The sequence below is a fragment of the Blastomonas sp. genome (assembly GCF_046294995.1).
In the GTDB taxonomy this organism is placed as follows: Bacteria; Pseudomonadota; Alphaproteobacteria; order Sphingomonadales; family Sphingomonadaceae; genus Blastomonas.
The window spans coordinates 83,543-109,951 of record NZ_JBKBOG010000009.1 but is presented as its reverse complement, the minus strand read 5'-3'; the positions used below and the strand labels follow the sequence as shown (position 1 = coordinate 109,951).

The 26,409-nt window shown below is 63.8% G+C and carries 26 protein-coding genes and 1 riboswitch; of the genes, 7 read left to right on the top strand and 19 right to left on the bottom strand.

Annotated features, from left to right (window positions below):
- Positions 1 to 10: 10 nt before the first annotated feature.
- Positions 11 to 103: riboswitch (glycine riboswitch) on the bottom strand.
- Positions 104 to 191: 88 nt separating this feature from the next.
- The 7 genes from ACK4R0_RS11495 to ACK4R0_RS11465 all read right to left on the bottom strand — a co-directional run bounded on the left by ACK4R0_RS11495 (position 192) and on the right by ACK4R0_RS11465 (position 5,604).
- On the bottom strand, positions 192 to 1,361 hold the full coding sequence (locus ACK4R0_RS11495) for a deoxyguanosinetriphosphate triphosphohydrolase (RefSeq protein ID WP_409674072.1): 1,170 nt from the start codon (positions 1,359 to 1,361) through the stop codon (positions 192 to 194).
- A gap of 117 nt (positions 1,362 to 1,478) precedes the next feature.
- The gene (locus ACK4R0_RS11490) at positions 1,479 to 2,174 is read right to left on the bottom strand and encodes an aspartate/glutamate racemase family protein (RefSeq protein ID WP_409674071.1); all 696 of its coding nucleotides are present in this window, start codon (positions 2,172 to 2,174) and stop codon (positions 1,479 to 1,481) included.
- 5 nt (positions 2,175 to 2,179) lie between these two features.
- Complete coding sequence (locus ACK4R0_RS11485) at positions 2,180 to 3,709, bottom strand: NAD(P)(+) transhydrogenase (Re/Si-specific) subunit beta (RefSeq protein ID WP_409674070.1); 1,530 nt, start codon at positions 3,707 to 3,709, stop codon at positions 2,180 to 2,182.
- Positions 3,709 to 3,993, bottom strand: a complete 285-nt coding sequence (locus ACK4R0_RS11480) for an NAD(P) transhydrogenase subunit alpha (protein WP_409674069.1) — start codon at positions 3,991 to 3,993, stop codon at positions 3,709 to 3,711. Before ACK4R0_RS11480 ends, ACK4R0_RS11485 begins: the two co-directional genes overlap by 1 nt.
- Before the next feature lie 21 nt (positions 3,994 to 4,014).
- A complete protein-coding gene (locus tag ACK4R0_RS11475) occupies positions 4,015 to 4,230 on the bottom strand; it encodes a type II toxin-antitoxin system HicB family antitoxin (RefSeq protein WP_409674068.1) in 216 nt (71 codons plus the stop codon).
- Positions 4,231 to 4,329: 99 nt separating this feature from the next.
- Entirely contained in the window at positions 4,330 to 5,457 is a 1,128-nt protein-coding gene (locus ACK4R0_RS11470; RefSeq protein ID WP_409674067.1) for a Re/Si-specific NAD(P)(+) transhydrogenase subunit alpha, read from the bottom strand.
- A gap of 12 nt (positions 5,458 to 5,469) precedes the next feature.
- Positions 5,470 to 5,604 (bottom strand): aa3-type cytochrome c oxidase subunit IV, encoded by a 135-nt coding sequence (locus ACK4R0_RS11465; RefSeq protein WP_409674066.1) that lies wholly within the window; start codon positions 5,602 to 5,604, stop codon positions 5,470 to 5,472.
- A gap of 204 nt (positions 5,605 to 5,808) precedes the next feature.
- On the opposite strand from ACK4R0_RS11465, the gene ACK4R0_RS11460 reads away from it, so the two are divergent.
- The 5 genes from ACK4R0_RS11460 to ACK4R0_RS11440 all read left to right on the top strand — a co-directional run bounded on the left by ACK4R0_RS11460 (position 5,809) and on the right by ACK4R0_RS11440 (position 11,164).
- Positions 5,809 to 7,200, top strand: coding sequence for a sigma-54-dependent transcriptional regulator (locus tag ACK4R0_RS11460; RefSeq protein ID WP_409674065.1), 1,392 nt, complete (start codon positions 5,809 to 5,811; stop codon positions 7,198 to 7,200).
- Positions 7,201 to 7,265: 65 nt separating this feature from the next.
- On the top strand, positions 7,266 to 9,041 hold the full coding sequence (gene recQ, locus ACK4R0_RS11455; RefSeq protein ID WP_409674064.1) for a DNA helicase RecQ: 1,776 nt from the start codon (positions 7,266 to 7,268) through the stop codon (positions 9,039 to 9,041).
- A 73-nt stretch (positions 9,042 to 9,114) separates the two neighbouring features.
- Positions 9,115 to 9,597, top strand: a complete 483-nt coding sequence (locus tag ACK4R0_RS11450) for a DUF1330 domain-containing protein (protein WP_409674063.1) — start codon at positions 9,115 to 9,117, stop codon at positions 9,595 to 9,597.
- A gap of 32 nt (positions 9,598 to 9,629) precedes the next feature.
- On the top strand, positions 9,630 to 10,226 hold the full coding sequence (locus ACK4R0_RS11445) for a TetR/AcrR family transcriptional regulator (protein WP_409674062.1): 597 nt from the start codon (positions 9,630 to 9,632) through the stop codon (positions 10,224 to 10,226).
- A 116-nt stretch (positions 10,227 to 10,342) separates the two neighbouring features.
- Positions 10,343 to 11,164 carry an SUMF1/EgtB/PvdO family nonheme iron enzyme gene (locus ACK4R0_RS11440; RefSeq protein WP_409674061.1) on the top strand — a complete coding sequence of 274 codons (822 nt, stop codon included), beginning with the start codon at positions 10,343 to 10,345 and terminating at the stop codon, positions 11,162 to 11,164.
- Here ACK4R0_RS11440 and ACK4R0_RS11435 read toward each other — a convergent pair.
- The 6 genes from ACK4R0_RS11435 to ACK4R0_RS11410 all read right to left on the bottom strand — a co-directional run bounded on the left by ACK4R0_RS11435 (position 11,121) and on the right by ACK4R0_RS11410 (position 19,480).
- Positions 11,121 to 11,543, bottom strand: coding sequence for a hypothetical protein (locus tag ACK4R0_RS11435; RefSeq protein WP_409674060.1), 423 nt, complete (start codon positions 11,541 to 11,543; stop codon positions 11,121 to 11,123). The genes ACK4R0_RS11440 and ACK4R0_RS11435 overlap by 44 nt on opposite strands.
- On the bottom strand, positions 11,543 to 13,204 hold the full coding sequence (locus tag ACK4R0_RS11430) for a sulfatase (RefSeq protein WP_409674059.1): 1,662 nt from the start codon (positions 13,202 to 13,204) through the stop codon (positions 11,543 to 11,545). The genes ACK4R0_RS11435 and ACK4R0_RS11430 overlap by 1 nt, the downstream gene beginning before the upstream one ends.
- Entirely contained in the window at positions 13,201 to 14,229 is a 1,029-nt protein-coding gene (locus tag ACK4R0_RS11425) for a glutathione S-transferase C-terminal domain-containing protein (RefSeq protein ID WP_409674058.1), read from the bottom strand. Before ACK4R0_RS11425 ends, ACK4R0_RS11430 begins: the two co-directional genes overlap by 4 nt.
- Before the next feature lie 53 nt (positions 14,230 to 14,282).
- On the bottom strand, positions 14,283 to 16,094 hold the full coding sequence (locus ACK4R0_RS11420; protein WP_409674057.1) for an arylsulfatase: 1,812 nt from the start codon (positions 16,092 to 16,094) through the stop codon (positions 14,283 to 14,285).
- A gap of 86 nt (positions 16,095 to 16,180) precedes the next feature.
- A complete protein-coding gene (locus ACK4R0_RS11415; RefSeq protein WP_409674056.1) occupies positions 16,181 to 16,792 on the bottom strand; it encodes a YceI family protein in 612 nt (203 codons plus the stop codon).
- Between the two features lie 81 nt (positions 16,793 to 16,873).
- Positions 16,874 to 19,480 carry an EAL domain-containing protein gene (locus ACK4R0_RS11410; RefSeq protein WP_409674055.1) on the bottom strand — a complete coding sequence of 869 codons (2,607 nt, stop codon included), beginning with the start codon at positions 19,478 to 19,480 and terminating at the stop codon, positions 16,874 to 16,876.
- Between the two features lie 196 nt (positions 19,481 to 19,676).
- Between ACK4R0_RS11410 and ACK4R0_RS11405 the strand changes: the two genes are divergently transcribed.
- On the top strand, positions 19,677 to 20,537 hold the full coding sequence (locus tag ACK4R0_RS11405) for an oxygenase MpaB family protein (protein WP_409674054.1): 861 nt from the start codon (positions 19,677 to 19,679) through the stop codon (positions 20,535 to 20,537).
- Positions 20,538 to 20,543: 6 nt separating this feature from the next.
- Here ACK4R0_RS11405 and ACK4R0_RS11400 read toward each other — a convergent pair whose 3' ends face one another.
- The 3 genes from ACK4R0_RS11400 to ACK4R0_RS11390 form a co-directional block, all read right to left on the bottom strand.
- Positions 20,544 to 21,416 (bottom strand): S-methyl-5'-thioadenosine phosphorylase, encoded by an 873-nt coding sequence (locus ACK4R0_RS11400; RefSeq protein WP_409674053.1) that lies wholly within the window; start codon positions 21,414 to 21,416, stop codon positions 20,544 to 20,546.
- Between the two features lie 64 nt (positions 21,417 to 21,480).
- Positions 21,481 to 22,506: an SO2930 family diheme c-type cytochrome gene (locus ACK4R0_RS11395; RefSeq protein WP_409674052.1), complete on the bottom strand. Its 1,026-nt coding sequence runs from the start codon at positions 22,504 to 22,506 to the stop codon at positions 21,481 to 21,483.
- Positions 22,503 to 23,708, bottom strand: a complete 1,206-nt coding sequence (locus ACK4R0_RS11390) for a parallel beta-helix domain-containing protein (RefSeq protein ID WP_409674051.1) — start codon at positions 23,706 to 23,708, stop codon at positions 22,503 to 22,505. The genes ACK4R0_RS11395 and ACK4R0_RS11390 overlap by 4 nt, the downstream gene beginning before the upstream one ends.
- A 105-nt stretch (positions 23,709 to 23,813) precedes the next feature.
- Here ACK4R0_RS11390 and ACK4R0_RS11385 point away from each other — a divergent pair, with 105 nt between their 5' ends.
- Positions 23,814 to 24,236: a DUF2147 domain-containing protein gene (locus tag ACK4R0_RS11385; RefSeq protein WP_409674050.1), complete on the top strand. Its 423-nt coding sequence runs from the start codon at positions 23,814 to 23,816 to the stop codon at positions 24,234 to 24,236.
- A gap of 189 nt (positions 24,237 to 24,425) precedes the next feature.
- Here ACK4R0_RS11385 and ACK4R0_RS11380 read toward each other — a convergent pair whose 3' ends face one another.
- The 3 genes from ACK4R0_RS11380 to ACK4R0_RS11370 all read right to left on the bottom strand — a co-directional run bounded on the left by ACK4R0_RS11380 (position 24,426) and on the right by ACK4R0_RS11370 (position 26,352).
- Positions 24,426 to 24,752, bottom strand: coding sequence for a hypothetical protein (locus ACK4R0_RS11380; RefSeq protein WP_409674049.1), 327 nt, complete (start codon positions 24,750 to 24,752; stop codon positions 24,426 to 24,428).
- A gap of 99 nt (positions 24,753 to 24,851) precedes the next feature.
- Positions 24,852 to 25,505, bottom strand: a complete 654-nt coding sequence (locus ACK4R0_RS11375; RefSeq protein ID WP_409674048.1) for a TetR family transcriptional regulator — start codon at positions 25,503 to 25,505, stop codon at positions 24,852 to 24,854.
- The gene (locus ACK4R0_RS11370; RefSeq protein ID WP_409674047.1) at positions 25,486 to 26,352 is read right to left on the bottom strand and encodes a crotonase/enoyl-CoA hydratase family protein; all 867 of its coding nucleotides are present in this window, start codon (positions 26,350 to 26,352) and stop codon (positions 25,486 to 25,488) included. The genes ACK4R0_RS11375 and ACK4R0_RS11370 overlap by 20 nt, the downstream gene beginning before the upstream one ends.
- Positions 26,353 to 26,409: the final 57 nt, after the last annotated feature.

The following is a 26,409-nucleotide window of genomic DNA, read 5'->3' as shown; positions in this document are numbered from 1 at the left end:
CAGAGCGCCGACTAACGACACGGTCCCGATGACCTGAGAGATTCCGGGGCGGTTGCTCCTTCGGTGGCGGGGCTTGCACCCCGCGCTCTCCCGTGCCGTTTTCAAGGGCTTGCGCCCCATCGACGTTCCACGGAATGACCAAAGCCAAAGGGGCTGTCAATCAAATTACGCTGCAATGCAATATCCGCACGTCAGACGTGGCTGAGACCCTCGGGTGCATGGCCGAACATAGTCCGGTGGCAGGTCAGCGCAAAGCGATCGGTCATGCCCGCCATGAAGTCGGCAATGTGCCGACTTTGCGCGGTTTCGCCCTCGGGCATCCTGGCGCGCCAGTCTTCGGGAAGCAGGCGGTGATCGCTGCGATACGCGGCGAACAGCGCGGCGATGACGTCGCGCGCCAGCGCAGCGGCTTCCAGCTGGCGCGGGTGGTGGTAGACGCGCTCATACATGAACGCCTTGAGCTGGCGTTCCTGTGCCGCCATGCCATCGGAAAACCCTGCGACCGTCTCGCCTGCGCGGCGGACATCGTCGATCGACTGGATACCCAGGCTGGAAATTCGCGCTCTGGTCGACGCAATGACGTCATTGACCATCAGCCCGATCTGGTCGCGGATGAATTCGCCCTGGAGCCGGTCAACGCCGACATCGGCAAAACGCTGGCGGATGGCATCCCATTGGCGGGCGGCGAAAGGCAGCGCGAGCAGATCATCGAACGTCAGAAACCCCGCGCGCAGGCCATCGTCGATATCGTGATTGTCATAGGCGATGTCGTCGGCCACCGCCGCGACCTGCGCCTCCAGCGATGCGTACCGGGTGAGATCGAGGTCGAACCCGGCGTCGATCTGCGCAAGCGCCCAGGGCGGGTTGGCCACCGGGCCGTTATGCTTGGCGAGCCCTTCGAGCACCTCCCAGCTGAGGTTCAGCCCCTGCCAGCGCGGATAGGGCGATTCGAGCACGTGCAGCGCGCGCAGCGTGTGCGCGTTGTGATCGAACCCGCCCTGCCCCGCCATTGCCTCGCGCAGCGCATCCTCGCCGGCATGGCCGAACGGCGGGTGGCCGATATCGTGCGCCAGGCACAGGGCTTCGGTCAGGTCCTCGTCGAGCCCCAGCGAACGCGCGATGGTGCGCCCGATCTGCGCGACTTCGAGGCTGTGGGTCAGCCGTACACGGTAATGGTCGCCGTCGGGCGCGACGAACACCTGGGTCTTGTGCCGCAGGCGGCGGAAGCTGATCGAATGGATGATGCGGTCGCGATCGCGCTGGAAGGCGCTGCGCGGACCGCGGGTCGGGGCGCCACCTTCGGCATATTGCCGCCCGCGCGTGGCGTCGGGATCGCAGGCATAGGGTGCGCGGGGATGCATGATGGGGCGGCTCCAGTAGCAGGCCCGTTCTCCGGCGAAAGCCGGAGCCCAGGGGCGGGATTGCTCTGCACACGCTCTGGATTCCGGGTCAAGCCCGGAAAACGGACGGACAGAGGCTCACCCCTCGCCCATGATCCAATCGACAGCTGCATGCGCGTGGATCGCGGTGCCGTCGTAGATCGGCAGGACATTGGCCTTGGTGTCGATGATCATCTCGAGTTCGGTACAGCCCAGCACCACCGCCTCAACGTCTTCCTTGGCGATATTGGTGAGGAGGGTCTTCATCGTCCGCTCCGATTCGCGCACGACACGGCCTTCCATCAATTCCTCGTAGATGATCCGGTCGATCTCCTCGACCCGCTCCATCTTGGGTGCAAGCAGCCCAATGCCATGGCGGATCAGCCGCTGGCGGTAGAAGCTTTCGAGCATCACGTTGCGCGTGCCGATGATCGCCGCGCGCTTGACGCCGTCGGCCTGCATCTTCTCGCCGACGCAATCGGCAATGTGCAGGATCGGCACCGAAACCGCGCCCTGCACGCGGTCATAGACCTTGTGCATCGAATTGGCGCAGATCAGGATCGCGGTCGCGCCAGCCTGTTCGAGCGAACGGGCCGCAACAGTCAACGTGTCCGCCGCGTGGTCCCACCCCTCGGGCGTGGTGATCTGCGCAATATCGCAGAAGTTCAGGCTCTCGATCGCGATCGGACCGCTGCACAGCGATCCGGCGCGTTTCTGAACTTCGGTGTTGATCAGCCGGTAATAAGTTTCGGTCGAAACCCAGCTCATCCCGCCGATCAGGCCGATCTTGCGCATCCCGCTCAGTGGCCCAGGTTCTTGTTGATGTCCTCGACCATCTTCTTCGCATCGGCCAGCAGCATCATCGTCTGGTCCATGTAGAAGACGTCGTTGTCGACGCCCGCATAGCCCACGCCGCCCATCGAGCGCTTGATGAAGAACACGGTTTTGGCCTTGTCGACATCGAACACGGGCATGCCGTAGATCGGCGAGGACTTGTCGGTCTTCGCCGCCGGATTGACCACGTCGTTGGCACCGATGATGAACGCAACATCGGTCTGCGCGAACTCGCTGTTGATGTCCTCGAGCTCGAACACCTCGTCATAGGGCACGTTGGCTTCGGCGAGCAGCACGTTCATGTGACCGGGCATGCGGCCTGCGACCGGGTGGATCGCGTACTTGACGCTGACGCCTTCCTTCTTGAGCAGGTCGCCCATTTCACGCAGCGCGTGCTGCGCCTGCGCCACCGCCATGCCGTATCCCGGTACGATGATCACGCTTTCGGCCTGCTTCATCATGTACGCCGCGTCTTCGGCGCTGCCGCGCTTCCACGGCCGGTCGATCTTGACCGCGCCTGCGCCGCCGCCGCCCGATTCGGCACCGAAGCCGCCGGCGATCACCGAAATGAAGCTGCGGTTCATCGCCTTGCACATGATGTAGGAAAGGATCGCACCCGACGAGCCGACGAGCGCGCCGGTGATGATCATCGCGGTGTTCGACAGGGTGAAGCCCATCGCGGCTGCCGCCCAACCCGAATAGCTGTTGAGCATCGAGACGACGACCGGCATGTCCGCGCCGCCGATCGGGATGATCAGCAGGAAGCCGATGATGAACGCGAGCAGCGTGATCGCGAGGAACAGCCAGCCTTCGCCGGGGCCGCCTGCAGGCGATACGGTGTAGACGGCAATCATCCCGAGGATCGCGGCAAGCACGCCAAGGTTGATGACATGACGGCCCGGCAGCATGATCGGCGAACCCGACATGTTGCCATTCAGTTTGAGGAAAGCGATGACCGAGCCTGAAAAGGTGATCGCGCCGATCGCGACGCCGAGACCCATCTCGATCCGGCTGACCGCAAGGATCTGCCCTGTCGCGTCGAGAATGCCGAACGCTTCGGGGTTGAGCCACGCGGCCAGCGCAACCAGAACCGCGGCCAGGCCGACCAGCGAGTGGAATGCTGCGACCAGCTGCGGCATGTCGGTCATCTTGATCTTGCGTGCGATAACAAAGCCCGCAACCCCGCCGATCGCGATGGCGGCGATGATTTCGACGATGTTGGCAATGTCATGCGTGATCAGCGTGGTGATCACAGCGATGCCCATGCCGATCATGCCGAAACGGTTGCCGTCGCGGCTGGTCTCGGGGCTGGAAAGGCCGCGCAGCGCGAGGATGAAGAACACGCCTGCGACCAGATAGGCGAGCGACACCCACGGGCTCACCGCAGTGCCCTCGCCGCCTGCGGCGAACGCGGGAGCCGAAGTCAAGGTGCTGGCGGCGGCCGCTGCGAAAGCCAAGGGATGACGGTTGAAATTCATGATTGCCCCCAGAGCCATCACTTGCGCTCCTTCTTCTTGTACATCGCAAGCATGCGCTCGGTGACGGCGAAACCGCCGAAAATGTTGACGCTGGCAAAGACGACCGCCAGCAGACCCAGATATTTGGCGACATCGGATCCCGCTTCCGCGCTGGCAATCAGCGCGCCAACGATGATCACCGACGAAATCGCATTGGTCACCGCCATCAAGGGCGTGTGCAGCGCGGGCGTGACCGACCAGACGACGTAATAGCCGACAAAGCAGGCCATCACGAAGATCGAGAGGATTGAGATGAAGTCCATAAAGCTCGCCCTTTTTCGTTATCAGGCCGCCGCTCGGCGCGGCTGGGGGATGGCACGCCCCATTTCGTGTGATGCCTCAAGCCAGCAGGCAATAGCATCATAAATGTTTTCGAGAGCTTCTTGCGGAGTGGAACCGTCAGAACGACACCCGGGCAAATCCGGAGCAACAGCGCCAAAACCTCCGCCTTCCTCTGGCGAAAGCGGAAATATGTCGACCTCATAATCCTGTGGCTTCATCTCGGACTTCCTTCGACCGCATCTATGAACTTGAGCAATTCGCGGATGTATATTGGCTTGATCGGACGATGCGCCTAGGCTTACCGAAGCGGTCCGGCGTTAACCCAGCAACCTCTCGCTCACAACCTTGCCGCCCATCGTCACGCGGATGCCCTGCACGATCTCATCGTCGTCTGGGAAGACAGGCGCCTTGGCCTCCTTGTCCCAGAACGCGGAGAAGAAGTTGAACAGGTTGCGCGCGAACAAAGCCGAGGCGTCGGTCGCAAGCCGCGAGGGCACGTTGCGGTGGCCGACGATCTTGACGCCGTGCTTGACGACGACCTCGCCTGCAACAGCGCCTTCGACATTGCCGCCCTGTTCGACCGCAAGGTCGACCAGCACGCTGCCGGGCTTCATGCTGGCGATCTGGGCGTCGGTGATCAGCCGCGGCGCAGGGCGCCCCGGGATCAGCGCGGTGGTGATCACGATATCCTGCTTGGCGATGTGCGATGAGACCAATTCGGCCTGCGCCGCCTTGTATTCATCGGACATTTCGGTGGCATAGCCGCCTGCGCCCTCGCCCTCGATGCCAGCGACATTCTCGACGAAGATCGCCTTGGCGCCCAGCGACTGGATCTGTTCCTTGGTGGCCGAGCGGACGTCGGTGGCCGACACCTGCGCGCCCAGGCGGCGCGCGGTGGCGATCGCCTGGAGTCCGGCAACACCGACACCCATCACGAACACCTTGGCGGCAGACACGGTGCCTGCAGCGGTCATCATCATCGGGAACGCCTTGCCGTATTCCGATGCGCCATCGAGCACCGCCTTGTATCCGGCAAGGTTGGACTGCGACGAAAGGATATCCATCGATTGCGCGCGGGTGATGCGCGGCATGAACTCCATCGCCAGCGCCTGGAAGCCTGCGCTGGCATAAGCGTCGATCCGCGCCCGCTCACCAAACGGGTTGAGCGATGCGGCGATCATCGCGCCTGGCTTTGCACCAGCCAGGCTGTCGGGATCGGGTCCCTGGACACCAAAGATGATGTCGGCACCGGCAAGCACTTCGGCGCGCGAGGCGACGGTGGCACCGGCGGCGGAAAAATCAGCGTCGGATACCGATGCAAATTCTCCCGCGCCGGTTTCGACCGCCATTTCCGCGCCCAGGGCGATGAATTTTTTCACCGTTTCCGGGCTCGCCGAAACGCGCCGTTCACCCGGTGCCTGCTCCTTGAGGACCGCGATTTTCATGCAGGTCGCCGCTCAGCTAGCGATAAGGACGACGACGAACGCTGTTACCAGCGCCGCGATGATGGTGCCGGTCTTCATCCAGCCCATGAAGCCTTCATATGTCTGGCGAGCGGATTCGATGTTGTTGTTGGACATGTCGTTGGCCATGGTCAGAGCCTTCCCCATTAAAAAGTTGCCGAAATTTATCTCGGTTCGCCTTAACCGAATGCCGGGTACGGCTCAATCCCGCAAGCGCCAATTCAATAAGGGGGGGGGCAAGCTTAGCTTTAATCGGGTTTTTACCACATGTGCCTAGGAAGGCTCATGATGGCAAAAGAACGAGCAGACACGGATCAGCAAATCCGCCGGGTGATGTTGATCGACAACGAGCCGGCGCAGTGCCGCCTGGTTGCCGCTTTGGCGGCCAAGGCTGGCTGGCGCACGGTATTCGCGCACGATTCAGAAACCGCCATTGCGATGCTGGGAACGCAGGAAGGGATGTTGCTCGACGCGATCATCCTCGACCAATGGGTCCCCGGCGACGAAGCGGCCGAACTGATCGCAGAACTCAAATCGCGCCGCCCGGCGCTGCCGATCCTGATGCTCACCGCCAGTACCTCGCCTCTGCTCGCGGTTGAGGCGATGCGCGCGGGTGCCACCGACTATTTGATCAAGCCGATAGCACCCGATCGTCTGGTCGCGGCGCTCAACGCTGCCGCCCGCAAGGACGACGTCGACGAACTGCGCCCACTGACCGAAAAGATCGCAGCGCCACTCGATTTCGACGAGATGATCGGCTCGTCTCCGCGATTCCGCGCCGCGCTGGCCATCGCCGCCAAGTCGGCGCGCACCCATACCCCGGTGCTGATCGAGGGCGAAAGTGGCACCGGCAAGGAGATGATTGCGCGCGCCATCCACGCCTCAAGCCCCCGCGCCAAGCTGGCGCTGCGGCTGGTCACCTGCGCGGGTGCATCGAGCGGCCAGATCGAATCGCAACTGTTCGGGCATGAGCGCGGCGCCTTCCCGGGCGCGTTCGATCGGCATATCGGCGTGATCCAGCGAGTCGAGGGCGGTACTTTGTTCATCGACGAGATCGATCAGATTCCGCTCGAATCGCAGGCCAAGCTTGCCGATGCGATCCGCGAGGGCGAGTTCCGCGCGCTCGGCGCACGGCACAGCCAGCGCTGCGACGTGCGCTTCATCTGCGCCAGCAACTCGCCGCTCAAGCCGATGATCGAGGCGGGCACCTTTCGCGAAGACCTGTATTATGCGATCGCGCCGGTGCAGATCACCATCCCCGCGCTGCGCGACCGATCGAGCGACATTCCCGCACTGGTGCGCCATTTTCTCAACCGCATCGCCGAGCAACCCGGCATGCGCGGACTCGGCATCACCGATGAAGCGCTGTCGCTGCTCACGAGCTTCGGCTGGCCGGGCAACGTTCGCCAGCTGCAGAACGCCCTGTTCCGCGCAGCGATCTTCTGCGACGGCGACGCGCTGACCACGACCGAATTTCCTCAGCTCACCACCATGCTGGGTGAGGAAGAGCCGCGACGTGCGTCGGCGAGCCATGACGGCATCGGCATTCAGCTGTACGCCGAAGATGGCAACCTTCGTCCGCTCGAGGAAATCGAGGCCGATGTCATTCGCCTGGCGATCGGCCATTATCGCGGAAGGATGACCGAGGTCGCGCGGCGGCTGGGGATCGGCCGCTCGACCTTGTATCGCAAGCTGACCGAGCTGGGCATCGACAACGCCGCCTGACCCCTTTGGGGTCCACGCGGCTTTTTCCCTTCCCTGCGCTGCCCGCCGCCCATAAGAGCGGGCGGATGACTCGGCCCACCCTTGACGTATTGCAGGAGACCTTCGGTTTCTCGGCCTTTCGCGGCGTGCAGGACCAGGTGGTCAGCCGCGTCATGGCCGGGCGCAACACGCTGGCGATCATGCCCACCGGTGCGGGCAAATCCTTGTGCTATCAGCTGCCGGCGGTGGCGCTTGATGGCTGCTGTGTCGTCATCTCACCGCTGATTGCGCTGATGCACGACCAGCTGCGCGCAGCGACTGCGCTCGGGATCCGCGCCGCCAGCCTGACCTCGGTCGATGCAGACTGGCAGGAGACGCAGGACCGCTTTCGCGCGGGCGAACTCGACCTTCTCTATGTCGCCCCCGAACGTGCGAGCTCGGAAGGGTTCCGCACTCTGCTGGGCCGCGCGCCGATATCGATGTTCGCGATCGACGAGGCGCATTGCGTGTCCGAATGGGGGCATGATTTCCGTCCCGATTACCGGCTGCTGCGGCCGCTGCTCGACAGCTTTCCCGATCGCCCGCGCCTCGCGCTGACCGCGACTGCCGATGGGCACACCCGCGAGGACATCCTCAAGCAGCTGGGGATCGAACGCGACGGGATGATCATCGCCGGGTTCGACCGGCCCAATATCCGTTACGCGGTCCACCCGCGCGATGGACTGACACAGCAGATCGCCGGTCTGGTCGCGAGCAACCCCGGCCCGGGCATCGTCTATGCCCAGACCCGCGCGGGCACCGAGAAGCTGGCCGAGCAACTCGGGCGCGAAGGCAAGCGGCAGGTCCGTGCCTATCACGCCGGAATGCCGCCCGAGATGCGCCGCGCCAATCAGGACGCGTTCATCGCCAGCGAGGACATGGTGATGTGCGCAACGGTCGCCTTCGGCATGGGCATCGACAAGCCCGATGTGCGCTTCGTCGTGCACGCCGGGCTGCCCAAGTCGATCGAGGGCTATTATCAGGAATCGGGCCGCGCGGGCCGCGACGGCGAGCCCGCCGAGGCTCATCTGTTCTGGGGCGCGGACGATTTCGCGCGCGCGCGGATGCGGATCGGCGAGATCGAGCCCGAGCGTCAGGCCGGCGAGCGCGCGCGCATCTCGGCGCTGGGCGCGCTGGTCGAAACCGGAAGCTGCCGCCGTGCGATTCTGCTGCGCCACTTCGGCGAGAGCCCGCCCGAGACCTGCGGCAATTGCGACAACTGCCTCAACCCACCCGCCAGCGTCGATGCGACGCAGACCGCGCGCAAGTTGCTTTCGGCCGTCTATCGCACCGGGCAGAGCTTCGGCATCGGCCATCTCGAGGCGGTGCTGCGCGGCCAGTCCAACGACAAGGTGACGCAGCGCGGCCACGACAAGCTGTCGGTGTTCGGGATCGTGCAGGATGACGAGGTGGCGCTGATCAAGCCGGTCGCGCGCGCGCTGCTGCTGCGCGATGCGCTCGACACCAACGAACATGGCGGGCTGATGCTGGGTCCGCAGGCGCGCGCGATCCTGCGCGACGAGGTGCAACTGTCGCTGGTGCTGCCGCCCAAGCGCGCGCGGCGCAGCAAGCGGGGCGGAGGCGACTCACCCAATCCTGTCAGCAATCCCCTGTTCGAAGCGCTGCGGGCTTGCCGCCGCGCACTGGCGCAGGAGGCAGGCGTGCCGCCCTATGTGATCTTCCACGACAGCACGCTGCGCGAAATGACCGACCGCAGCCCGCGCACGCTCGATGCGCTGTCGCGGATTTCAGGCGTCGGCACGCGCAAGCTGGAAGCCTATGGCGACGCGTTCCTGCAGGTAATCCTCGACCACAACAGCTAATCTGCGGATATATTGACATGGTATATGTCAATATATAGTCTGGCGCCGATAACTCCAGCCAGCGAGTCCTGCGATGCCCCAGCCCTTCACCGTGTTGAACGAGGTTTTTCCCGGGAATGCTGCCACCATGGCAGGGCTGATGCAGCCGGGCCCCGATGGACCGATCTTCATGATCAACCTGCTCAAGTTCAAGGACAAGGCAGTCTATGAAGACGGCCGCGAAACCGATCTTTCCGGGCGAGAGGCCTATATGATCTATGGGCGCGCAGTGTCGCAGCTGCTGCCGAAGTTCGGCGGCATGGCGATCTTTGCTGCCGACGTGACGTTCCTGTCGCTCGGCCAGGTCGGCGAGCTGTGGGACGAGGTCGCGATTGGCGTCTACCCCAAGCGCGGCGACATGGTGCGCATGTCGATGTCCGAGGAATGGCGCGAAATCGCGGTCCACCGCAGCGCCGGGCTCGACGGCCAGCTCAACATCGAAACCGTGCTGTCAAACGAAGCGATGGCCATGCCCTGGCTGCAGCCTATCCTTGCCCAGATCGGCAGCAAGGGGTGACAGCGGGAAGGCTTGATAGTAAGCCGATGGACATGGATGCACCCTCCCCAGCCCGCCAACCCGCCAGCCATCCCGATGGCCGCAAACAGCGCAGCGAGCGCAGCCGCCTCGCGATCGTCGATGCCATGCTCGAGCTGATCATGGACGGCACGATGGAACCGAGCGCTGCCGAGATCGCCGAACGCGCAGGGGTCAGCGCGCGCACCGTGTTCCGTCATTTCGAGGAAATGGATACTCTTTACTGCGAGATGACCGAGCGGATGGAGGCGCAGATCATGCCGATCATCCAGCAACCGTTCACCGGTGAGGGCTGGCAGTCGCAACTCGACCAGTTGCTCGAGCGCCGGGCGGCGATCTATGAACGGATCATGCCGCTGAAAATCGCCGCCAGTATCCGGCGGTTCAGCTCGCAATATCTGATGGTCAACTATCAGCGCTTCCTGCATCTGGAGCGCACTGGGCTGGAGAACGTGCTTCCCGAGGCTGTACGGCGCAATGTAGCGCAGTTTTCCGCGATCGAGATGTGCGCCGGATTCCAGACCTGGCGCAGGCTGCGGCAGGATCAGGACCTGACGACCGAACAGGCTACCGAGGTCGTGAAGCTGGCCATCGCCAAGCTGCTGGCCTGATCGCGATGCGTGGCGCGCTGGCCGTGCTGTGTGCAGCGTCGATGGTGCTGCCAGGTTGCAAGGCGCAGCCGCCCACCGCACCGGAAAGCCAGGCAACCGCCAGTCCTGACTGTGCCATGGCGCCTTTCACCGAGGGCCGCTTTGTCTCCCTGCCCGGTGGATCGTTCATCAAGGGCGCCGATCCGCTCTACCCCGAAGAAGCCCCGTCGATGCGGCTCAGCGTCAGCGGATTCGCTATCCAAAGCCATGAAGTGACGAACGATCAGTTCGCCGCTTTCGTCAAGGCGACCGGCTATGTCACCGAGGCGGAAAAGGCCGCTGCGAGCGACGATCCCGCTGCCGGGTCGGCGTTGTTTGTCCGCGATGACCAGGGGCGCAACGGCCGCTGGGTGCTGCGCAAGGGCGCGACATGGCGCGCGCCCGAAGGCCCGGGTTCGTCGATTTCGGGCATCGGCCGCCACCCGGTGGTGCATGTGACGCTCGCCGATGCGCGCGCTTATGCAAAATGGGCGGGCGGGCGGCTGCCGACCGAGGAGGAATGGGAATACGCCGCGAGCACCGGTCTTCCCGACAGCGCGAACCGGTTCTCCGGCGCGATCGACGATGCCGGAAAGCCGCGCGCCAACCATTGGCAGGGCGTGTTTCCGGCCGTCGACGAGGGCACCGACGGCTTTTCGGGCACTGCCCCTGCGGCCTGCTTCCCGGCGGACCGCAACCGCGTTCACGATCTGATCGGCAACGTCTGGGAGTGGACCGACAGCCCGGTCGATGACGCACGTATGATCATCAAGGGCGGCAGCTGGCTGTGCGCGGCGAATTTCTGCGCGCGCTACCGCCCGGCAGCGCGCCAGCCGCAGGAGGCCGACTTTTCCTCCAACCATATCGGCTTCCGCATCATCCGCGATGCCGCAGCGCCAGCGCCAGGAACAGCGCGATGACCGGCAGCGCAATCAGCACCGCATAGCTTTCCGGCGGGTGGTGCGTGCCCGGTTTGGTCACCCAGAAATTGAGCGCGTGCAAGCTGCGCTCGAGCAGCAGCAATGCCAGCACCAAAGGCACCAGCGCGCGATAGCGCAGAGCCACCGCCAGCATCATCGAACCCCAGGCGATCTGCGTCGCGCCTGCCCAGGCGAACAGGCCGATCGTGCGGCCGCCATCGCGCGCCAGATCCAGCCCGGCGATCACCCCCGCCCCGCCATCGGGCGCGAACACATGGATCATCCCCGGTACCACCGCCAGCACACCGCACACCGCCAGAAAGCGCGACGGGGTCGACGCGACCTGTTCAGGCTGGGGAACCGGCAGCAACGCGGCCATCAATTGGGCCAGTAGATATAGGGATCGCTCTTCTTGAACTTCACGCCCAGGGGCTTGTCGATCGCCACCGGCGCCTCGATGGTATGCGGATAGAGCGGCTTGCGTGCGCCCTGGCGGTGCTTGGCCAGCAGCGCCTTGAGTTCGGCCACCTTGGCGGGGTTGGCAGCGGCGAGATCGCGCTTTTCGGTCGGGTCGTCGCGCAGGTTGAATAGCCACGTCTTGGCGGGGCGTTCGGTCACCTGCAGCTTCCAGTCCCCCTGCCGCACGACCTTGTAATAGGCGCTCTGCCAGTAGATCGCGTCATCGGGGCGCTTGCCCACGGGGTTGGCAGGGTCGTCACCAAGCAGATCGACGCCATCGATGACAAGGTCGGCGGGCAAGGTCGCGCCGCCCGCTCTGGCAAAGGTCGGCATCAGATCGATATGCGCGACCGGGGTATCCACCACCGTCCCCGGCTGGATCCTTCCGGGCCAGCGCACGAACATCGGCACGCGGATGCCGCCCTCGAACAGGGTGAGCTTCCATCCGCGATAGGGGGCGTTGACCTCGGGCAGGCCGATATAGCCCGCGCCGCCATTGTCGCTCGAGAACACGATGATGGTGTTGTCGTCGAGCCCCTGCTCCTTCAGCGATGCCATGATCCGCCCCACGCTGCGATCGAGCGCGCGGACCATCGCGGCATACACCCGCAGCCGGTGCGGCTTGATATCGCCCACCGCCTCGTAATCCGCCTTGGTCGCCTGCAGCGGGGTATGGACGTTCCAATGCGCGAGATAGAGGAAGAACGGCCGGTTGCGGTTGGCCTCGATCACCTTGATCGCCTCGTCGGTCCAGTAATCGGCGAGATAGCCCTTGGGCTTGAACCAGTCGCCGCCGTTGTAGCTGTTGGCATATTGCATCCGCGCCCACAGGAACTTGTCGATGGGGTCGAAGGGCAGCTTGGCGTTGACCGCGTCGGGATCGTCCTCGGGCAGATGCAGCGCGCTCGCCATCAGTAGGCTCTCGTCAAAGCCTTGCGCATTGGCGCTGAATTCGGGGCCATCGCCCAGATGCCATTTGCCGATATGCACGCTGTGATAGCCCGCAGGCTTGAGCACTTCGGCGATGGTCCGCTCGCTGCCGGGCAGGCCCTGTCCATCGAAGCTCGGCGCGCCCTCCACCGCCGCTTCCTTGTACGTAAGCGGCGGGAGTCCCGAATCCATCTCGGCTGACAGCGCAGAAACGATGCGGCCCATGCCATCGGGCGTGGGCGTGAACTCGAAACCGGTGCGGGTGGGATACCGCCCGGTCAGGATCATCGCGCGCGATGGCGCGCAGCTCGCGGTGCCGGCATAGGCGTTGGAATAGATCGCGCCCTCGCCTGCCAGCCGGTCGATGTTCGGTGTCGGCACCATGCCGCCTGCGACCCCGCCGCCAAAAGTCGAGATATCGTTGATGCCAAGATCGTCGGCGAGGATGAAGACGATGTTGGGCGGACGCTTGTCGCCCGGCAGAGCAGGTGCATCCGGCCCCTGCTGCCACACGACTTCGCGGTTGGGTCCGACCTCGTGCTTGCCGAAGTTCGCTGCCGCAAACAGCAGGACCGTGCTCTTGTTGAACCACGCCCAGGTCCCGCCCGCCACCAGCAGCACGAGCAGAGCGACCAGTGCCTTGCGGATCATGCCAACTGCTCCGCTACGAACATCTCATCGCATCCGGTTCCCGCGAGCAGTGCGTCGAGCGCCTGCCTGGCGTTTTCGGACAAGGCATCGCGCGCCGCGCGGAGCGTCTGCAGGCACTTGGCCTGATAGGGGAACACCGGCTGTGTCCAAGGCTTGCCATCGATGGTGGTCTCGAACGCGCTCTGCCCGGCAGCGGCGGCCTGGGCATTGGCGAGCAGGAACGGAACATAGACGCGGCCGATCTCGGCCAGCAGCTCGCCCAGATGCGACCATAGCGCGCCATGATCCAGCCACGCACCATCATGATGCCCGGAGAGGTCCTCCACCCGGTCAATCCAGGCGCGCAGACGCGGCGAGGACTGCGCCATGATCCGCGCGGGCGTGGGGTCGACGATGCCCAACTGGGTCAGCTGGCCATAGATCGCGAAGTCGGCCGCTGAGGGGCGCGTACCCAGCACAAAGCCCTGGCGCTGGACGATGCGGTCGAGAATGCCGACCAGCCGCTGATAGCTTGCCTCGATGATCGGCGCGGTGGTGTCGTTGGAGCCTACGACGTACAGCCGGTCGATCTGCCGCCGCGCAAAGCCGTCCGCCATCGGCCCCGCAACGTCGTCGGGGTAGCGGGGGTCCTGCCAGAAAATCAGCAGCGGCCCGGCGTTCGCGGCATCTTCACTGTAATGCCAGCGATAATGGAACATCGCCTTGGTCATCCACTCGTCGGCAAAATCCTCGATCAGCGTATCGAGAAAGCGCAGCAGCTCATCCTCGGGGATGACCGACCGCTCCGGGTGGTCTGCCTCAAGCCGACGAATGATCGGAGTGGAATCCACCACCGCCTCGCGCGCCTCGCCCTCGCCGAAATACACGGTCGGCAGCAGCTTGACCTTGGGCGCGGGATAGCCGGGCACTGGGTTCATATGGCTGCCCCAGATCGTCCGGTGCGCGATCCTGCGATAGCGCAGCAGCGCCAACATCTTGCGCGTATAGGGCGATCCTGGAGCTCCTAGCAGTTCAACCGCGCGCATCCCATCCTCCGACCTGACTTATTGGCATAGGCTATGCCAATACTGTGACCGGGTCAAGCCGGGTTTGCCCTGCCCCGCCGACGGATCAACCGCAGCGCGCCATAAAGTCCCAGCACGATCAGGACGGCCAGCCCGGCCAGCACATACCAATAATGGCCGGCCATTTTCTTGACCGTGTTCTTCCCGATCTGCTGGGTCGAATCGTACCCTTCCGGCATTTCCAGTACGCCGTTGCGCTGGGCATAGGCCCGGTAATCCGCCATCAGTTCGGCAAATTTTGCAGGTTCGGCGGCGCTCAGATCGCGCGTTTCGCCCGGGTCTGTGGAGATATCGAACAGGCGCCAGCGACCATCGCCATAGGGTTTGAGGTTGCGAACCACTTTATAGGGTCCCTTGAACAGCGCGGCATTGCCCGAAACCTCGAACCCGACCGGGACGTCCGGGCCGCGCACGGCGTCGCTTTCGCCCGACAGCACCGGCAACAGCGACGTGCCATCGAACGTCCCCGCATCGGCGTGTCCGCCCGCCATCGCGAGCAGCGTCGGTGCGATGTCGCTTACCGTGGTCATTGCAGCGCTGGGCGCGGCGGGAGCGATGCCGGGCCCTGCCATGATCATCGGCACATGCAGCCCGCCCTCGCTGGTGTAGAACTTGAACATCGCCCCGGGCGAAGACGCTGCGTTGGCGAACTCCGGGCCGATGAACCCGTACGTGCCCTTCTCGCCCCAGTTGTCCGCCGAAACGCTGTAGCCGTTGGCGCGGGTCCACAGATCCATCAACCGCGATCCGGCCATCGGATTGCTGGGCTCAGGGCCGTTGTCCGATGTAAACACGAACACGGTGTTATCATATTGGCCGGTTGCCTTGAGATGCGCGATCAACCGACCGACGTGATGATCCATCGCCTCGATCATTCCGGCGTTGATCGCCATGTGGCGCGCGAACAGCGCCTGCTCTTCGCGGGTCAGGCTTTCCCATGTGCGAAGGCCGTCAACAGGCTCTGCCAGCGGCGCTCCCTGGGGGATCAGCCCGATGTCCTGCGCGCGCTGCCAGCGGGCCTTGCGCATCGCCGCCCAGCCCTCGCGATAGGTATCGGCATATTTTCGGGTGAATTCGGCAGGCGCCTGCACCGGGATGTGGACAGCCTGGAACCCGACATAGGCGAAGAACGGCTGATCGGCCGGCCCTGCATCGATATAATCGATCATCCGGTCAACCAGAAAGCGCGACGAATAGAAGTCCTTTGGCAGCGTTGCCGGCTTGCCGTCCTCGAACCATGGCGCCGTCTTGTAGTACGGCATATAGGACTTCTGCTCCCAGTTGTCCGCGCCCGACGCGTCGAGAACGAACGAACGATCGAACCCGTGATCGTTGGGCAGATCCCCCGAACCATGGCCGAGATGCCATTTGCCGGTCATATAGGTGCGATAGCCTTGCGCCTTGAGCCGATCCGCGATTGTCCTGACACCCGGCTCGAACCGCAGCGAATAGCCCTTCTGCCCCATGTGCTCCGGCGGGATCACCTCCTGTATGGTCGAGACCCCGGTGCGGTGATTGTCGAGCCCGGTCAGCAGCATGGCGCGCGATGGCGAGCACAATGGCGAGGAATAATACCGCGTGAACATCCGGCCTTGGCTGGCAAGCGATTCGATATTGGGCGTGCTGGCCTCGCCGCCGTAAGTTCCCAAATCCATCAGCGCGAGATCATCGGCCAGCAGGACGACGAAGTTCGGCCTGGTTGACGGCCTGGCGGCTTCACCGGTTATCTTCTGCGCGCTCGTTGGAATGCTCGCCGGAGCAGCGCCTACCGCTGCGGCCAAACCTGCCGCGAGCAGCAACGCCATCATCCATTTGGTGCCCGGCACGCCATCTCTCCCTGCCAATCCGCCAGTTGCAGTTATTGGCATAAGCTATGACATAATGTTCGGAAGTGCAAGCGTGTGCGTTACGGTCAGCCTTTGGGGGTAAACACCAGCGAAGCGGTGACCGGCACCGCGCTGCTGATCGCAGGCAGGTTTGCGATGGCGCGCAACTTCTCGACCCCTTCGCCAAGTCCGACCGAAGATGCATCGATGATCAGCGGCGCGGCGGTTTCGACGAGCACCGATTCGCCCGCCAGGCGGGTGACCATCAGGCGAGCCTCGATGGAGTTGGTCGTGCCATGCAGATCGACCGTCAACGGCACGCTCATCGCCTTGCGCTCGCCGGGCTTGAGCGTTTGCAGCGCTGCCGGATCGATCTTCGCGGTCAGCTTCGCCTGCGGGAAGCTGGCGGTCTCGAACAGCATGTCGCGCATCCGCTGATCGCGCACGTCGATCCCGGTCTGCACGCTGGCCAGATCGACAACCAGCACGACGTTGCCATCCGCTGCCACCGTACCATCGATCTTTCCGAAACTGTGCGCCTCGCCGACATCGCCGCCCTTGACCGAGATGAACGCGACGCGCGATTGATCGGCCGCCAGTTGCCAGGCCCCGCCGGGCAAAGGCGCTTCTGTCGTGTCCTGCGCGGGATTACAGGCGCTCAACGCGACGGCGCCGAACAAAGCGAGCAAACGGATCATGCGATAACCTCCCCAACCAAACTGGCTGCGACCATATCCTTGCCGCAGACGGCTGTCACTTGCGGAAGTGGATCGCGCAGATCAGGCGCGCTGCTGTTCGGGGTAGCCGGTGGAGAGTTGCGGCGGAGCCGACTGGCGGAACTTTTCAAGGCTGATCGGCACGTCGAACTGCAGTCCGGTGCGATCCTGCACCGACCATCGGGCGGTGGCGCGAACCTTCAGGTTGACGCCCAGCGCCACCTCGAACTGGGTTCCGGCGGGGACATCCCACAACCCTTCGATCAATGCCCCGCCCGGCGAGATGTTCTTGATTCTGGCGGGATAGCAATAGCCGTCGTGATGGATGCCGATGGTCCGCAGCACCTTGAACCGGTTCTCGCGGCTGCGCTTGTGACCGATCGGCTCGACATGGCTGTCGATCCCGGCGAGCCGTTCGCACGCCTCGGCGATTCCCACGGGCTTGCCATAGATATACCCCTGAACATGGCTGCAACCCAGCGAGCGGATCAGCTCGAGCTCGTCGATGGTCTCGGCACCTTCGGCGGTGGTTTCCATGTTGAGCGCCTCGGCAAGCGACACGATCGAGCGGATGATCGCGCTGTTGGCGCTGCCCGACTGGGCGGCGCCGCGCACGAAGCTCTGGTCGATCTTGATCTTGTCGAACGGCGCGGTCCGCAGATAGCCCAGAGCCGAATAACCCGTGCCGAAATCGTCGAGCGCCAGCCGGACCCCGATGCCCTTCAGACGCTCGAAGATGCGCGCGGCATCGAGCTTGTCGTCGAGGAACACGCTTTCGGTGATTTCCAGCTCGAGCCGCTCGGGCTCGAGCCCGCTTTGCGCCAGCGCGTTGAGCACGATGGCGGGAAAGGCGGGGTCGGCAAACTGCATCGGCGACACGTTGACCGCGATCCGCACCTGCCGCGGCCAGGAGGCTGCGTCGGAACAGGCGGTGCGCAAGACCCACTCGCCCAGTTGCATGATCAGACCCGATTCTTCAGCGATCGGAACAAAGATAGCGGGACTGATCGCACCCCGGACCGGGTGGCTCCAGCGGGCGAGCGCCTCGAATCCGGCGATCGTTTCCGTCGCCACATCGACCACGGCCTGGTAGGCGACGCTCATGCCGCCTGCCTGCAAGGCCGCGCGCAATTCGCCTTCGAGCGCGCGACGCTCGTGGGCAACCTTGTGCATGTCCTCGCTGTAGAACTTCCAGATGCCGCGCCCGTTTTCCTTGGCGGAGTAAAGCGCCAGATCGGCGTTGCGGATCAGCGTTTCGGCACCCGAGACATGCCGTCCATCAGCGACCGCAATGCCGACCGATGCGCCGATGACGATCTGGTTGCCCTCCACCATATAGGGATGGCTGAGGTTGACGATGACCGAGCGTGCGATGTCCGCCAGCCGCTCCTCGCTGATGATCCCTGGCAGCACCACCTGGAATTCGTCCCCGCCCAGGCGCCCGACCTCGCCGCTGTCGCCGATCGTCCGTTTGAGACGTTCCGACACCTGCTTGAGCAGTAGATCGCCAATGGGGTGGCCCAGCGTATCGTTGACCTGCTTGAACCGATCCAGGTCCAGCAGGAACAGTGAGCACGGGTTCGGTTCGCCACGGTGCCCGGTCAGTGCCTTCTCGAACAGTTCCTTGATGTACAGCCGGTTGGCCAGCCCGGTCAGATTGTCGTAGCGTGCGAGTTGGGTCACCGCCTCGTGCGAGCGCCGGACTTCGGTAAGGTCCGTGCCATGCCCGCGAAAGCCGACGAACTGGCCGAATTCGTTGTAGAATGGTCCGCCTGAGAGCGACCATGCCCGCTCCTCCTCGGAACGAGCGACGCGCACGGCAAGATCGCTGAACGCGGTCCGGGCCGAAAAGTGGAAGTTGAAGGTCCGCTCGCTGCCGCCGCTTTCCGAGCCGGGCGAGCAGATGACCGAACTCAGCGGCTGGCCGATGATCGTCTGCGGATCGCCCTCGATCGCTTCGATGGCCGCGTCGCTGATATAGGCGATCCGGCCGTGCCGGTCGGTTTCCCAGAACCAGCCGCGGCCCGATTTCTCGTAGTCCGACAGCAGGCACCTGGCGCGTTCGTTGTTGAGTTTCTGCCGATCGATCTTGGCTTCGGCTTCGCGGTCGTCCTTGCTGCGAAGGAGCGCGACCAGCAGCATGGCGGGCAGGTACACCATCGCCCCCAGCACGAACTGCAGGTCGCCGCTGGCGATGAACACGCCGGCAGCGGTCGACAGGCTCGCCAGAAACATCAGCATCCGGTGGGGAACCAGAACCGACAATGTCGGCAGCAGCGCGCCCAGCAACGCGAGCAACCCCAGCAGGATGCCCAGGCCGCCACTGGCATACGCCACCTTGAGCAGCGCAAAGCCAAACGCAGCGGAGGATACGCACACGATCGAAGCCAGCAATCCCGGGAAGCGCACACCGACCATCTGCCGGGCCCGCTCGCTAAACGAGGGCAGGAATATCGCGATATCGATGCAGAGCGACACCAATACCGCAAGGACCAGCGACACCGACACGAACCCGAGGTGGAAACCGCCCGCCACCGCCGTGATCAGCAGCGCCAGCGACCGGACGCCGAAAACGATGGGCCAGAGTGCGCAAATCGCCAGCAAGGAGACAGCCGACATCGAGTTGATGCCGTGAATACCCTCGACGACACCATTGTTCAGGCGATCCATCAACGGCGCTCTTGGCGTTTCAGGGTCTGCTTGCTTCTGTCCGAACATGCCAGCAGACATAGTGCCGGGCAATTAGCAAAGCGTTACCGATGGCGCAGATCTGGGGCCAAAACCGCGTGAAACCGGCGGTTCCGCAAGCTCGGTTCTGCCGCACTGGGCGATTGGCAAATCACGATCGACGCCCCATATTGGCAACATGCAAACGCTGCGCGACTCCATCGGCACGGAAATCCGCCGGATCTTTGCCGATCCCGGCGGCAAGGTGATCGAAATCTCCCGCGAAGACGACGGGCTTTTCGGGCCGACTTCGGCCTGCTGGCAGGTCCATGGCGATGTCACCGCGATGATGATCGGCGGTATCGCGTCGCTGCTGCTGCAGATGCTGGATCCGCGGGTTCTGGCAGGCGTGTGGGACCATTCGGTCTTCCGGCAGGATATGCGTGGACGGCTGCGGCGTACCGCCGCGTTCCTGGCCCGGACGACCTATGGCGACACGGAGCAGGCGCTGGGCGAGATTGCCCGCATTCGCCGGATTCACGATCACGTGCACGGCACGCTGCCCGATGGAACCCCGTATCACGCCAATGATCCTGAGGCGCTTGCCTGGGTCCACGTCACCGAAAGCCTGTGCTTCGTCGACAGCTTCATCCGCTATCGCAAGCCGCATATGTCGCTGCGCGAGCGCGACCGCTATTTCGAGGAGATGACGCAGGTCGGCGAATTGCTGGGTGCAGACCCGGTGCCCCGCTCCTATCGCGACGCGCAGATGTACATCCGCGATGCCCGATCGCGGCTGCGCTTCGACGAGCGCACCCGCGAGATTGCCGATCTGCTGCTCAACCAGCCTGCGTCGAGCGCTGCGCTGGCACCGTTCCACCACATGACCATGCAGGCCGGGATCGATCTACTACCCGGCTGGGCGCGGTCGATGCACGGACTTTCGATCTCGCTCCCCGCCCGGCTGGCGGTGCGCGGGGGCACCACCGGGATGGCCGCGATCACGCGCTGGGCGTTGGCCCCCGGCCGGACGGTGCGCGGTTCGGGCGCAGCAGCGTAGTACCGCTCACCGGCGACCCAAAGCGCGTCCCGCAACGGCATCCAGCCTGGCGAGCAATTGCGGATCGCGCGCTTCGGGCGCTGTGATCAGCGCATAATCCAGGCACGTATCAATCGGGCTTGCGTCGCGCTGCGACGGCAACGCTTTGGCGAGTTCGATCACCATCTGCCGCGCCATCGCCGAATTGCTGTTCATCTGCGCGATGATCGCGCCGACCTCGACATGCGCCTCGCCTTCGCGCCAGCAGTCATAGTCGGTGACCATGCCGACCAGCGCATAGGGCAGCTCGGCCTCACGCGCCAGCTTCGCTTCGGGCATCGCGGTCATCCCGATGACATCGCATCCCCAGCCACGGTACATATGGCTCTCTGCGCGGCTGGAGAACTGCGGGCCTTCCATCGCCAGATAGGTGCCGCCTTTGGTGACCGTTGCCCCTGCGGCCGATGCCGCTTGCGCCGCCAGGGCCGACAGGCGCGGGCAGATCGGGTCCGCCATCGATACATGCGCCACCATGCCGGTTCCGAAGAAGCTCTTGGTGCGGTTGACGGTGCGGTCGATGAACTGGTCGACGACCACGAAGCTGCCCGGCGGCAGTTCCTCGCGCAGCGATCCGATCGCCGAGATCGCGACCACGTCGGTGCAACCCGCCCGCTTGAGCACGTCGATATTGGCGCGGGCATTGACATCGGTCGGGCTGATCCGGTGGCCCTTGCCGTGCCGCGGCAGGAAGACGAAGCGATGGCCATGCAGTGTGCCGATAACGACCTCGTCCGACGCTTCGCCGAACGGGCTGTCGATGCGGATCGATTGCGCGTCCTCGAGTCCATCAATCGCATACAGTCCCGATCCGCCGCTCACGCCAATCGTCCATTCGCTCATCTGCATCCGCTCCTGCTCGGGTGTGAAAGCGTTCGAGTAGCGTGGCCTATGGCGGGCGCAACGGCTATTTTGCGGGCAGCGAGGAAATCCACGTCCGGATCAGGGCGACGCCTTCGTCGTGGACCATCGAGCGGCCCACTTCGGGCATCGCGACGCCGGGTTCGGTCGAAGACATGCGATGGACCATGATCGAGCGGTCGGGGTCGCCAGGCGCAATCGCGAACTCGTGCCCGCCGCTGCCGCGCCCTGCCGCCACCGGGCGCTTGTAGATGCCGGTGGCGACCGCGATGTCCGCCGCCTCGGGGTTGAGAAACAGGCCGGAGTTGCTCGCCGATCCGGCCGGGTTGTGGCAATGCGCGCAGTTGGTCGTCAGATACGCACGGGCGCGAGCGTCGAGCGAACCGGTGGCCGGGTCGTTCCACACCGGGCCATCATTGGCCACCGGATCTTGCGGCCAGTTCGCCTGGCTGCGAAACCGCTTCAATTGGCCGGCAGCGAAGTCCATGTTGCGGAAATACGGGCCGATCGGCGTGACCGCACCGTTGTGCGCGTGGCATTCCTTGCACTGGTTCTTGTTGGGCACGGCATAGCTGATCGTCGCTTTTTCGCCCGATGGCTTGGTAACGGATACCGCAAGCCGGGTCCCTGCAACCTTCAACTCGGCATCGCTCAGGTCTGCGTTCCAGACATAGGGTATGGCTTCCCACCCGCTCGCACGGCGCAGCAGCACGCGGGTTTCGATCGGCCTGAAGTCCGCGCCGCTGCCGTAACCGAAGGTCTTGATCAGCGCGCTGCCCACGGGAAACTCGACATGGGCAGTTTCCTTCACCTGCGCCCGCGCCCCGGCGGGTAGGTAAATGAACCGCTGCTTTTCTGCGTAATCGGAGAACAAAGGTGTGCGCAGCGAGTAGCCGATGAGCGCGCGGTTCGGGGCGGATACGCCATTGCCTGCAAAAAAGCCGAACTGCGAAAGCTGGCGCGGCAGGCCCGGATCGATGATAGCGCTATCGTTCACCCCTGGCGGCCCAGGCTGCATGCCCAGCAGCGCCGCGGCCACCGCCACCGCGCCCATGACCCTCCATGCCGTCACTTGATCGCCGCCTCCATGGAGGCAGGCATCACGATCTTCGGCAGCCTGGGTGCAGCATCACCGGAAAGCTTGGCCAGAGCGGGCTGAGCGGTCTCGATCGGTTGGTCGGACCGGGTCAGACCCAGGTTGAGCACCGGCACGTCGTCGCTCGAAACGATGTTCGCGTCTGATCCGCCGACGCCGTCCCAGATGATCGGCGGAACACTGCCGCCAAAGGCCGCAGCGAGCATTTCACCCCCGGCAAATTGCGGCGCAAACCCGGTCTTGCCATGGGCATTCTCGCTGATCCGAACGTTGCGCACCGTCGGCTGATACTGGGCGTCCTCGTATGCCTGGCGATAGCCGATGACCATGATGTTCGACGAGCCGTTGCCTTCAAACACGTTGTCGAAGATCTCGATGTCGCGATTGGCCATCACCATGATGCCCGTGCCGGTCGGAACGCTGGCGACGATGTTCCCCTTGGGCGCAAAGTTTGGCGTGTCGTTCTCAACCACCACATTGTCGAACACGCGGACGTTATGCCCGCCTTGCTGCGGCAGATTGGGGAGGTCGAAAACCAGGATGCCGCCGGTGTTCTTGGTTGCGATGTTGTCATAGACATCGGCGTTGAAGCTGTTCTCGATCTCGATCCCCGCGACATTGAACCGGGCGACGGAATCGCGCACGATGATGTTGCGCGATTGGCCGACATAGATTCCCGCATCCGACGCCCCGATCACCAGCACCGAATCGATCAGGACATTTTCGGACTCGACCGGATACACGCCATAGGCACCGTTGGTTTCCTTTGGCCCTCCGGTCCATTCCACCCGCAGGTTGTAATAGACGATGTTGTCCGCGCCCTTGGACTTGATTGCATCGCCCTTGCTGTCCTCCACGGCGAAATCACGCAGCACGACGTTGTCGGACGTCACCAGCAAGCCTTCACCCGCGCCCAGCTGCCCGGCAAAGCTGAGCACCGACTTGTCGGGCCCCGCGCCCTTGATCGTAACGCTCGCGACATCGAGCGACAGACCATCGGTCAGCTCGAACTTGCCTTCGCCGAGCATGACGACGTCGCCGGGTTGCGCCAGGATCAGCGCTTCCTGCAGCCGCTCCTGCGCGCCCGGCCCCGCCGCGACCTCGATGTCCTCTGCGGCCAGAGGACACGCCGCCATGATCGCCAATGTCGACACGATTGCTGCAAATTTCTGCTTCATGCTTTTCAGTCCCCGCGTTATCACCAGTCCGCATTCATCCAGACCTCGCCCCGTCTGCTGCGGGGTTCGGGGCTGAGGCTAATCCTAATCAAGGTGGAGAACAATATGCGCGTGATCGCGTCTGTCGCAATTATGGCTGCAGCGGCATTGGGCATGGCTGCGCCTGCGCATGCGGCGCAAAGCATTACCGGCTCGTGGTACACCGTGGGCAAGCGCGCACTGGTGACGATCGCACCTTGCGGCAAGGTCTTGTGCGGCAGGATCAGCCGCCTGATCGAGCCCACCAAGAGCGGGGTGACCACCGACGTGAACAACCCCGATCCGGCGCTCAAGACGCGCAAGCTTGTCGGCTTGCCCATTCTCAGCGATTTCGTAGCGGATGGTGATAAGTGGCGGGGGAAAATCTACGACCCCAACACCGGCAAGACCTACCGGTCGATCGTCAGTCCCGCGAAGGGTGGCACTTTGAAGGTCGAAGGATGCATTGCAATGTTCTGCCAAACACAAACTTGGACTGCTGCGAAGTAACCGGGCCAATTACATTCCCTGGCAGCGGTGACATTCTGGCATACCCGGTGTCATTAAACGGTAACATCAACATTTGTTAATGGCGGGCCGATCGTGACATGGCTCGATGTCTCGACCGACCCGCCTCTTCGTGCCTGCTTCCGGTTGCGACCCGGCAGGCGTGAAGATCTGGAAATAGCGAAATGATATCTATTCGGAAGACTCGCTGCCAACCTGAGCAAGAGCCTGGTCGCTGACGAAGCGATCGGCCTCCCAGAGCAGCGATACAGTGGCGCGCAAGCCTTGCTTGTCGGCACGCCACATCCCTGCATCGCGGAGCTTTACCGCGATTGCGCGAAGGTCGAGGCGCGCTTCTACCACCTCGGAATGGCGGCCACCACGAGCCGCGCGCTCAAGAGCCTGCCGCAGCCGACGCGTCGCGGTCTCGAACGCATGCTGATCAGCAGCGCTGATGTGGGACGGTCGTACAGGCAATTCAATGTTGTCGGCGGGAAAACCCGTTTTGGGGATGCTCATGACCCCCATTTAACAATCGTTCACTCGATTGAAAGTTTATTACCGTATTACGATTTTATGTAACGACGGTTTTTGCCCGCTCGAGGATGATACCGGTGTCTATGTGGCTTCGGGGTGACGCAGCAAGCCCGGCATCAGAATGTCCAGGGTATGGTCGGCATAGTCGTCACGCATCTGTTCGGTCATCTCGCTCTGGCCGTAGCAGTGATGCAGCACCAGCCGCGCCGAGAAGAACCGATCGGCCGCACCCGTGACGGTGAAATAGAACAGCTGCGGGTCGATCGGACGGAAAAGGCCTCTTTGCACGCCCTCGTCGATCAACCGCGTATACGCATGCGAAATCGGCCGCAGATAATCGTTGGCGATCTTGCGGGAAACTTCGGGCGAAGCATCGCGGACAAGCCGCATCAAAAGACGGTTGAGGTAGGGAAAACGGAAATAGGTTCCGATCACCGCGCGAATGTGCACCCTCAGTTTTTCGTCGGGCGCAAAGTCCTTGGCCACCAGCGCATCGAGGCTGTTGACGATGTTGCGCATATCGCGTTCCAGCAGCGCCAGCATCAGGCCCTGCTTGTTGCCGAAATAATATTTGACCAACGCGCTGTTGAGACCGGAGCGCAGCGACAGTTCGCTGAGCGACAGGTCGACGGTATCGCCGTCGCGCATGATCTGGCTGGCTGCCTCGATCAGCTGATCGCGGGCATTGCGTTCGCCATCGAGGACCGGCGGCGCGTCATTCATAATCGGGTTCATCCCACCATGGATAGAAACCCGGCATGTCCGATGCAACCCGGTCGGGATAAGTCGCGGTGCGCTTTTCGAGAAAACTGGAGATTCCCTCGGCGGCATCGCCCGATCGCGACCGGGTATAGATCGCGCGGCTGTCGATGCGGTGTGCGTGCATCGGGTGCGGAGCCGAAGGCAGCCGCCAGAGCATCGCGCGGGTGAGCGCTACAGAGACCGGCGCGGTGTTGTCCGCGATCTCGCGCGCCAGCGCGGTCGCTGCGGGGATCAGATCCTCGGGTGCATGCACCGATCGCACCAGCCGGCCGGCGAGAGCTTCCTGCGCATCGAACACCCGCCCGGTCATGCACCATTCGAGTGCCTGCTGGGGCCCGACCAGCCTGGGCAGGAACCACGAGGAGGCCGCCTCCGGCACGATCCCGCGCCGCGCAAAGACGAAGCCGAACCGGGCATTGCTGGAGGCCAGGCGCATGTCCATCGGCAACTGCATGGTGGCGCCGATGCCCACCGCAGCGCCATTGATCGCGCCGATGATCGGCTTGGTGCACTGGAACATGCGCAGCGTCAGCATCCCGCCGCCGTCGCGCACGCGCGGATCCGAAAGGTCGGCCACAGGATGGTCGCTGGAAAAAGGCCCGCCGCCGCTGTCGGGCGTCAGGTCCGCTCCGGCGCAAAATGCCCTGCCCTCGCCGGTCACGATCACCGCTCGGACCTCGTCATCGGCGTCGATCCGGTCGAACGCCGCGATCATCTCGGCCATCATCGTGTTGGTGAAGGCATTCATCTTTTCGGGACGGTGGAGCGTGATCGTCGCGATGCCGGCATCAACCGAATATCGGATGGTGGTGTAATCCATTGTGATCGCCCTTCCCGAAAAGACACCCCGCCCGGCGTTCACCGGGCGGGGTTATTG

Coding starts and splice junctions, on each gene's coding strand:
- ACK4R0_RS11390 (WP_409674051.1), bottom strand. CDS start 23,708: ATGAAGCAGAAATTTGCAGCAATCGTGTCGACATTGGCGATCATGGCG.
- ACK4R0_RS11370 (WP_409674047.1), bottom strand. CDS start 26,352: ATGGATTACACCACCATCCGATATTCGGTTGATGCCGGCATCGCGACG.
- ACK4R0_RS11485 (WP_409674070.1), bottom strand. CDS start 3,709: ATGGCTCTGGGGGCAATCATGAATTTCAACCGTCATCCCTTGGCTTTC.
- ACK4R0_RS11410 (WP_409674055.1), bottom strand. CDS start 19,480: ATGGATCGCCTGAACAATGGTGTCGTCGAGGGTATTCACGGCATCAAC.
- ACK4R0_RS11490 (WP_409674071.1), bottom strand. CDS start 2,174: ATGCGCAAGATCGGCCTGATCGGCGGGATGAGCTGGGTTTCGACCGAA.
- ACK4R0_RS11440 (WP_409674061.1), top strand. CDS start 10,343: ATGGCGCCTTTCACCGAGGGCCGCTTTGTCTCCCTGCCCGGTGGATCG.
- ACK4R0_RS11450 (WP_409674063.1), top strand. CDS start 9,115: ATGCCCCAGCCCTTCACCGTGTTGAACGAGGTTTTTCCCGGGAATGCT.
- ACK4R0_RS11380 (WP_409674049.1), bottom strand. CDS start 24,752: ATGAGCATCCCCAAAACGGGTTTTCCCGCCGACAACATTGAATTGCCT.
- ACK4R0_RS11475 (WP_409674068.1), bottom strand. CDS start 4,230: ATGAAGCCACAGGATTATGAGGTCGACATATTTCCGCTTTCGCCAGAG.
- ACK4R0_RS11430 (WP_409674059.1), bottom strand. CDS start 13,204: ATGATCCGCAAGGCACTGGTCGCTCTGCTCGTGCTGCTGGTGGCGGGC.
- ACK4R0_RS11470 (WP_409674067.1), bottom strand. CDS start 5,457: ATGAAAATCGCGGTCCTCAAGGAGCAGGCACCGGGTGAACGGCGCGTT.
- ACK4R0_RS11495 (WP_409674072.1), bottom strand. CDS start 1,361: ATGCATCCCCGCGCACCCTATGCCTGCGATCCCGACGCCACGCGCGGG.
- ACK4R0_RS11445 (WP_409674062.1), top strand. CDS start 9,630: ATGGATGCACCCTCCCCAGCCCGCCAACCCGCCAGCCATCCCGATGGC.
- ACK4R0_RS11375 (WP_409674048.1), bottom strand. CDS start 25,505: ATGAACCCGATTATGAATGACGCGCCGCCGGTCCTCGATGGCGAACGC.
- ACK4R0_RS11465 (WP_409674066.1), bottom strand. CDS start 5,604: ATGGCCAACGACATGTCCAACAACAACATCGAATCCGCTCGCCAGACA.
- ACK4R0_RS11480 (WP_409674069.1), bottom strand. CDS start 3,993: ATGGACTTCATCTCAATCCTCTCGATCTTCGTGATGGCCTGCTTTGTC.
- ACK4R0_RS11415 (WP_409674056.1), bottom strand. CDS start 16,792: ATGATCCGTTTGCTCGCTTTGTTCGGCGCCGTCGCGTTGAGCGCCTGT.
- ACK4R0_RS11405 (WP_409674054.1), top strand. CDS start 19,677: ATGCAAACGCTGCGCGACTCCATCGGCACGGAAATCCGCCGGATCTTT.
- ACK4R0_RS11425 (WP_409674058.1), bottom strand. CDS start 14,229: ATGCGCGCGGTTGAACTGCTAGGAGCTCCAGGATCGCCCTATACGCGC.
- ACK4R0_RS11460 (WP_409674065.1), top strand. CDS start 5,809: ATGTTGATCGACAACGAGCCGGCGCAGTGCCGCCTGGTTGCCGCTTTG.
- ACK4R0_RS11400 (WP_409674053.1), bottom strand. CDS start 21,416: ATGAGCGAATGGACGATTGGCGTGAGCGGCGGATCGGGACTGTATGCG.
- recQ (WP_409674064.1), top strand. CDS start 7,266: ATGACTCGGCCCACCCTTGACGTATTGCAGGAGACCTTCGGTTTCTCG.
- ACK4R0_RS11435 (WP_409674060.1), bottom strand. CDS start 11,543: ATGGCCGCGTTGCTGCCGGTTCCCCAGCCTGAACAGGTCGCGTCGACC.
- ACK4R0_RS11385 (WP_409674050.1), top strand. CDS start 23,814: ATGCGCGTGATCGCGTCTGTCGCAATTATGGCTGCAGCGGCATTGGGC.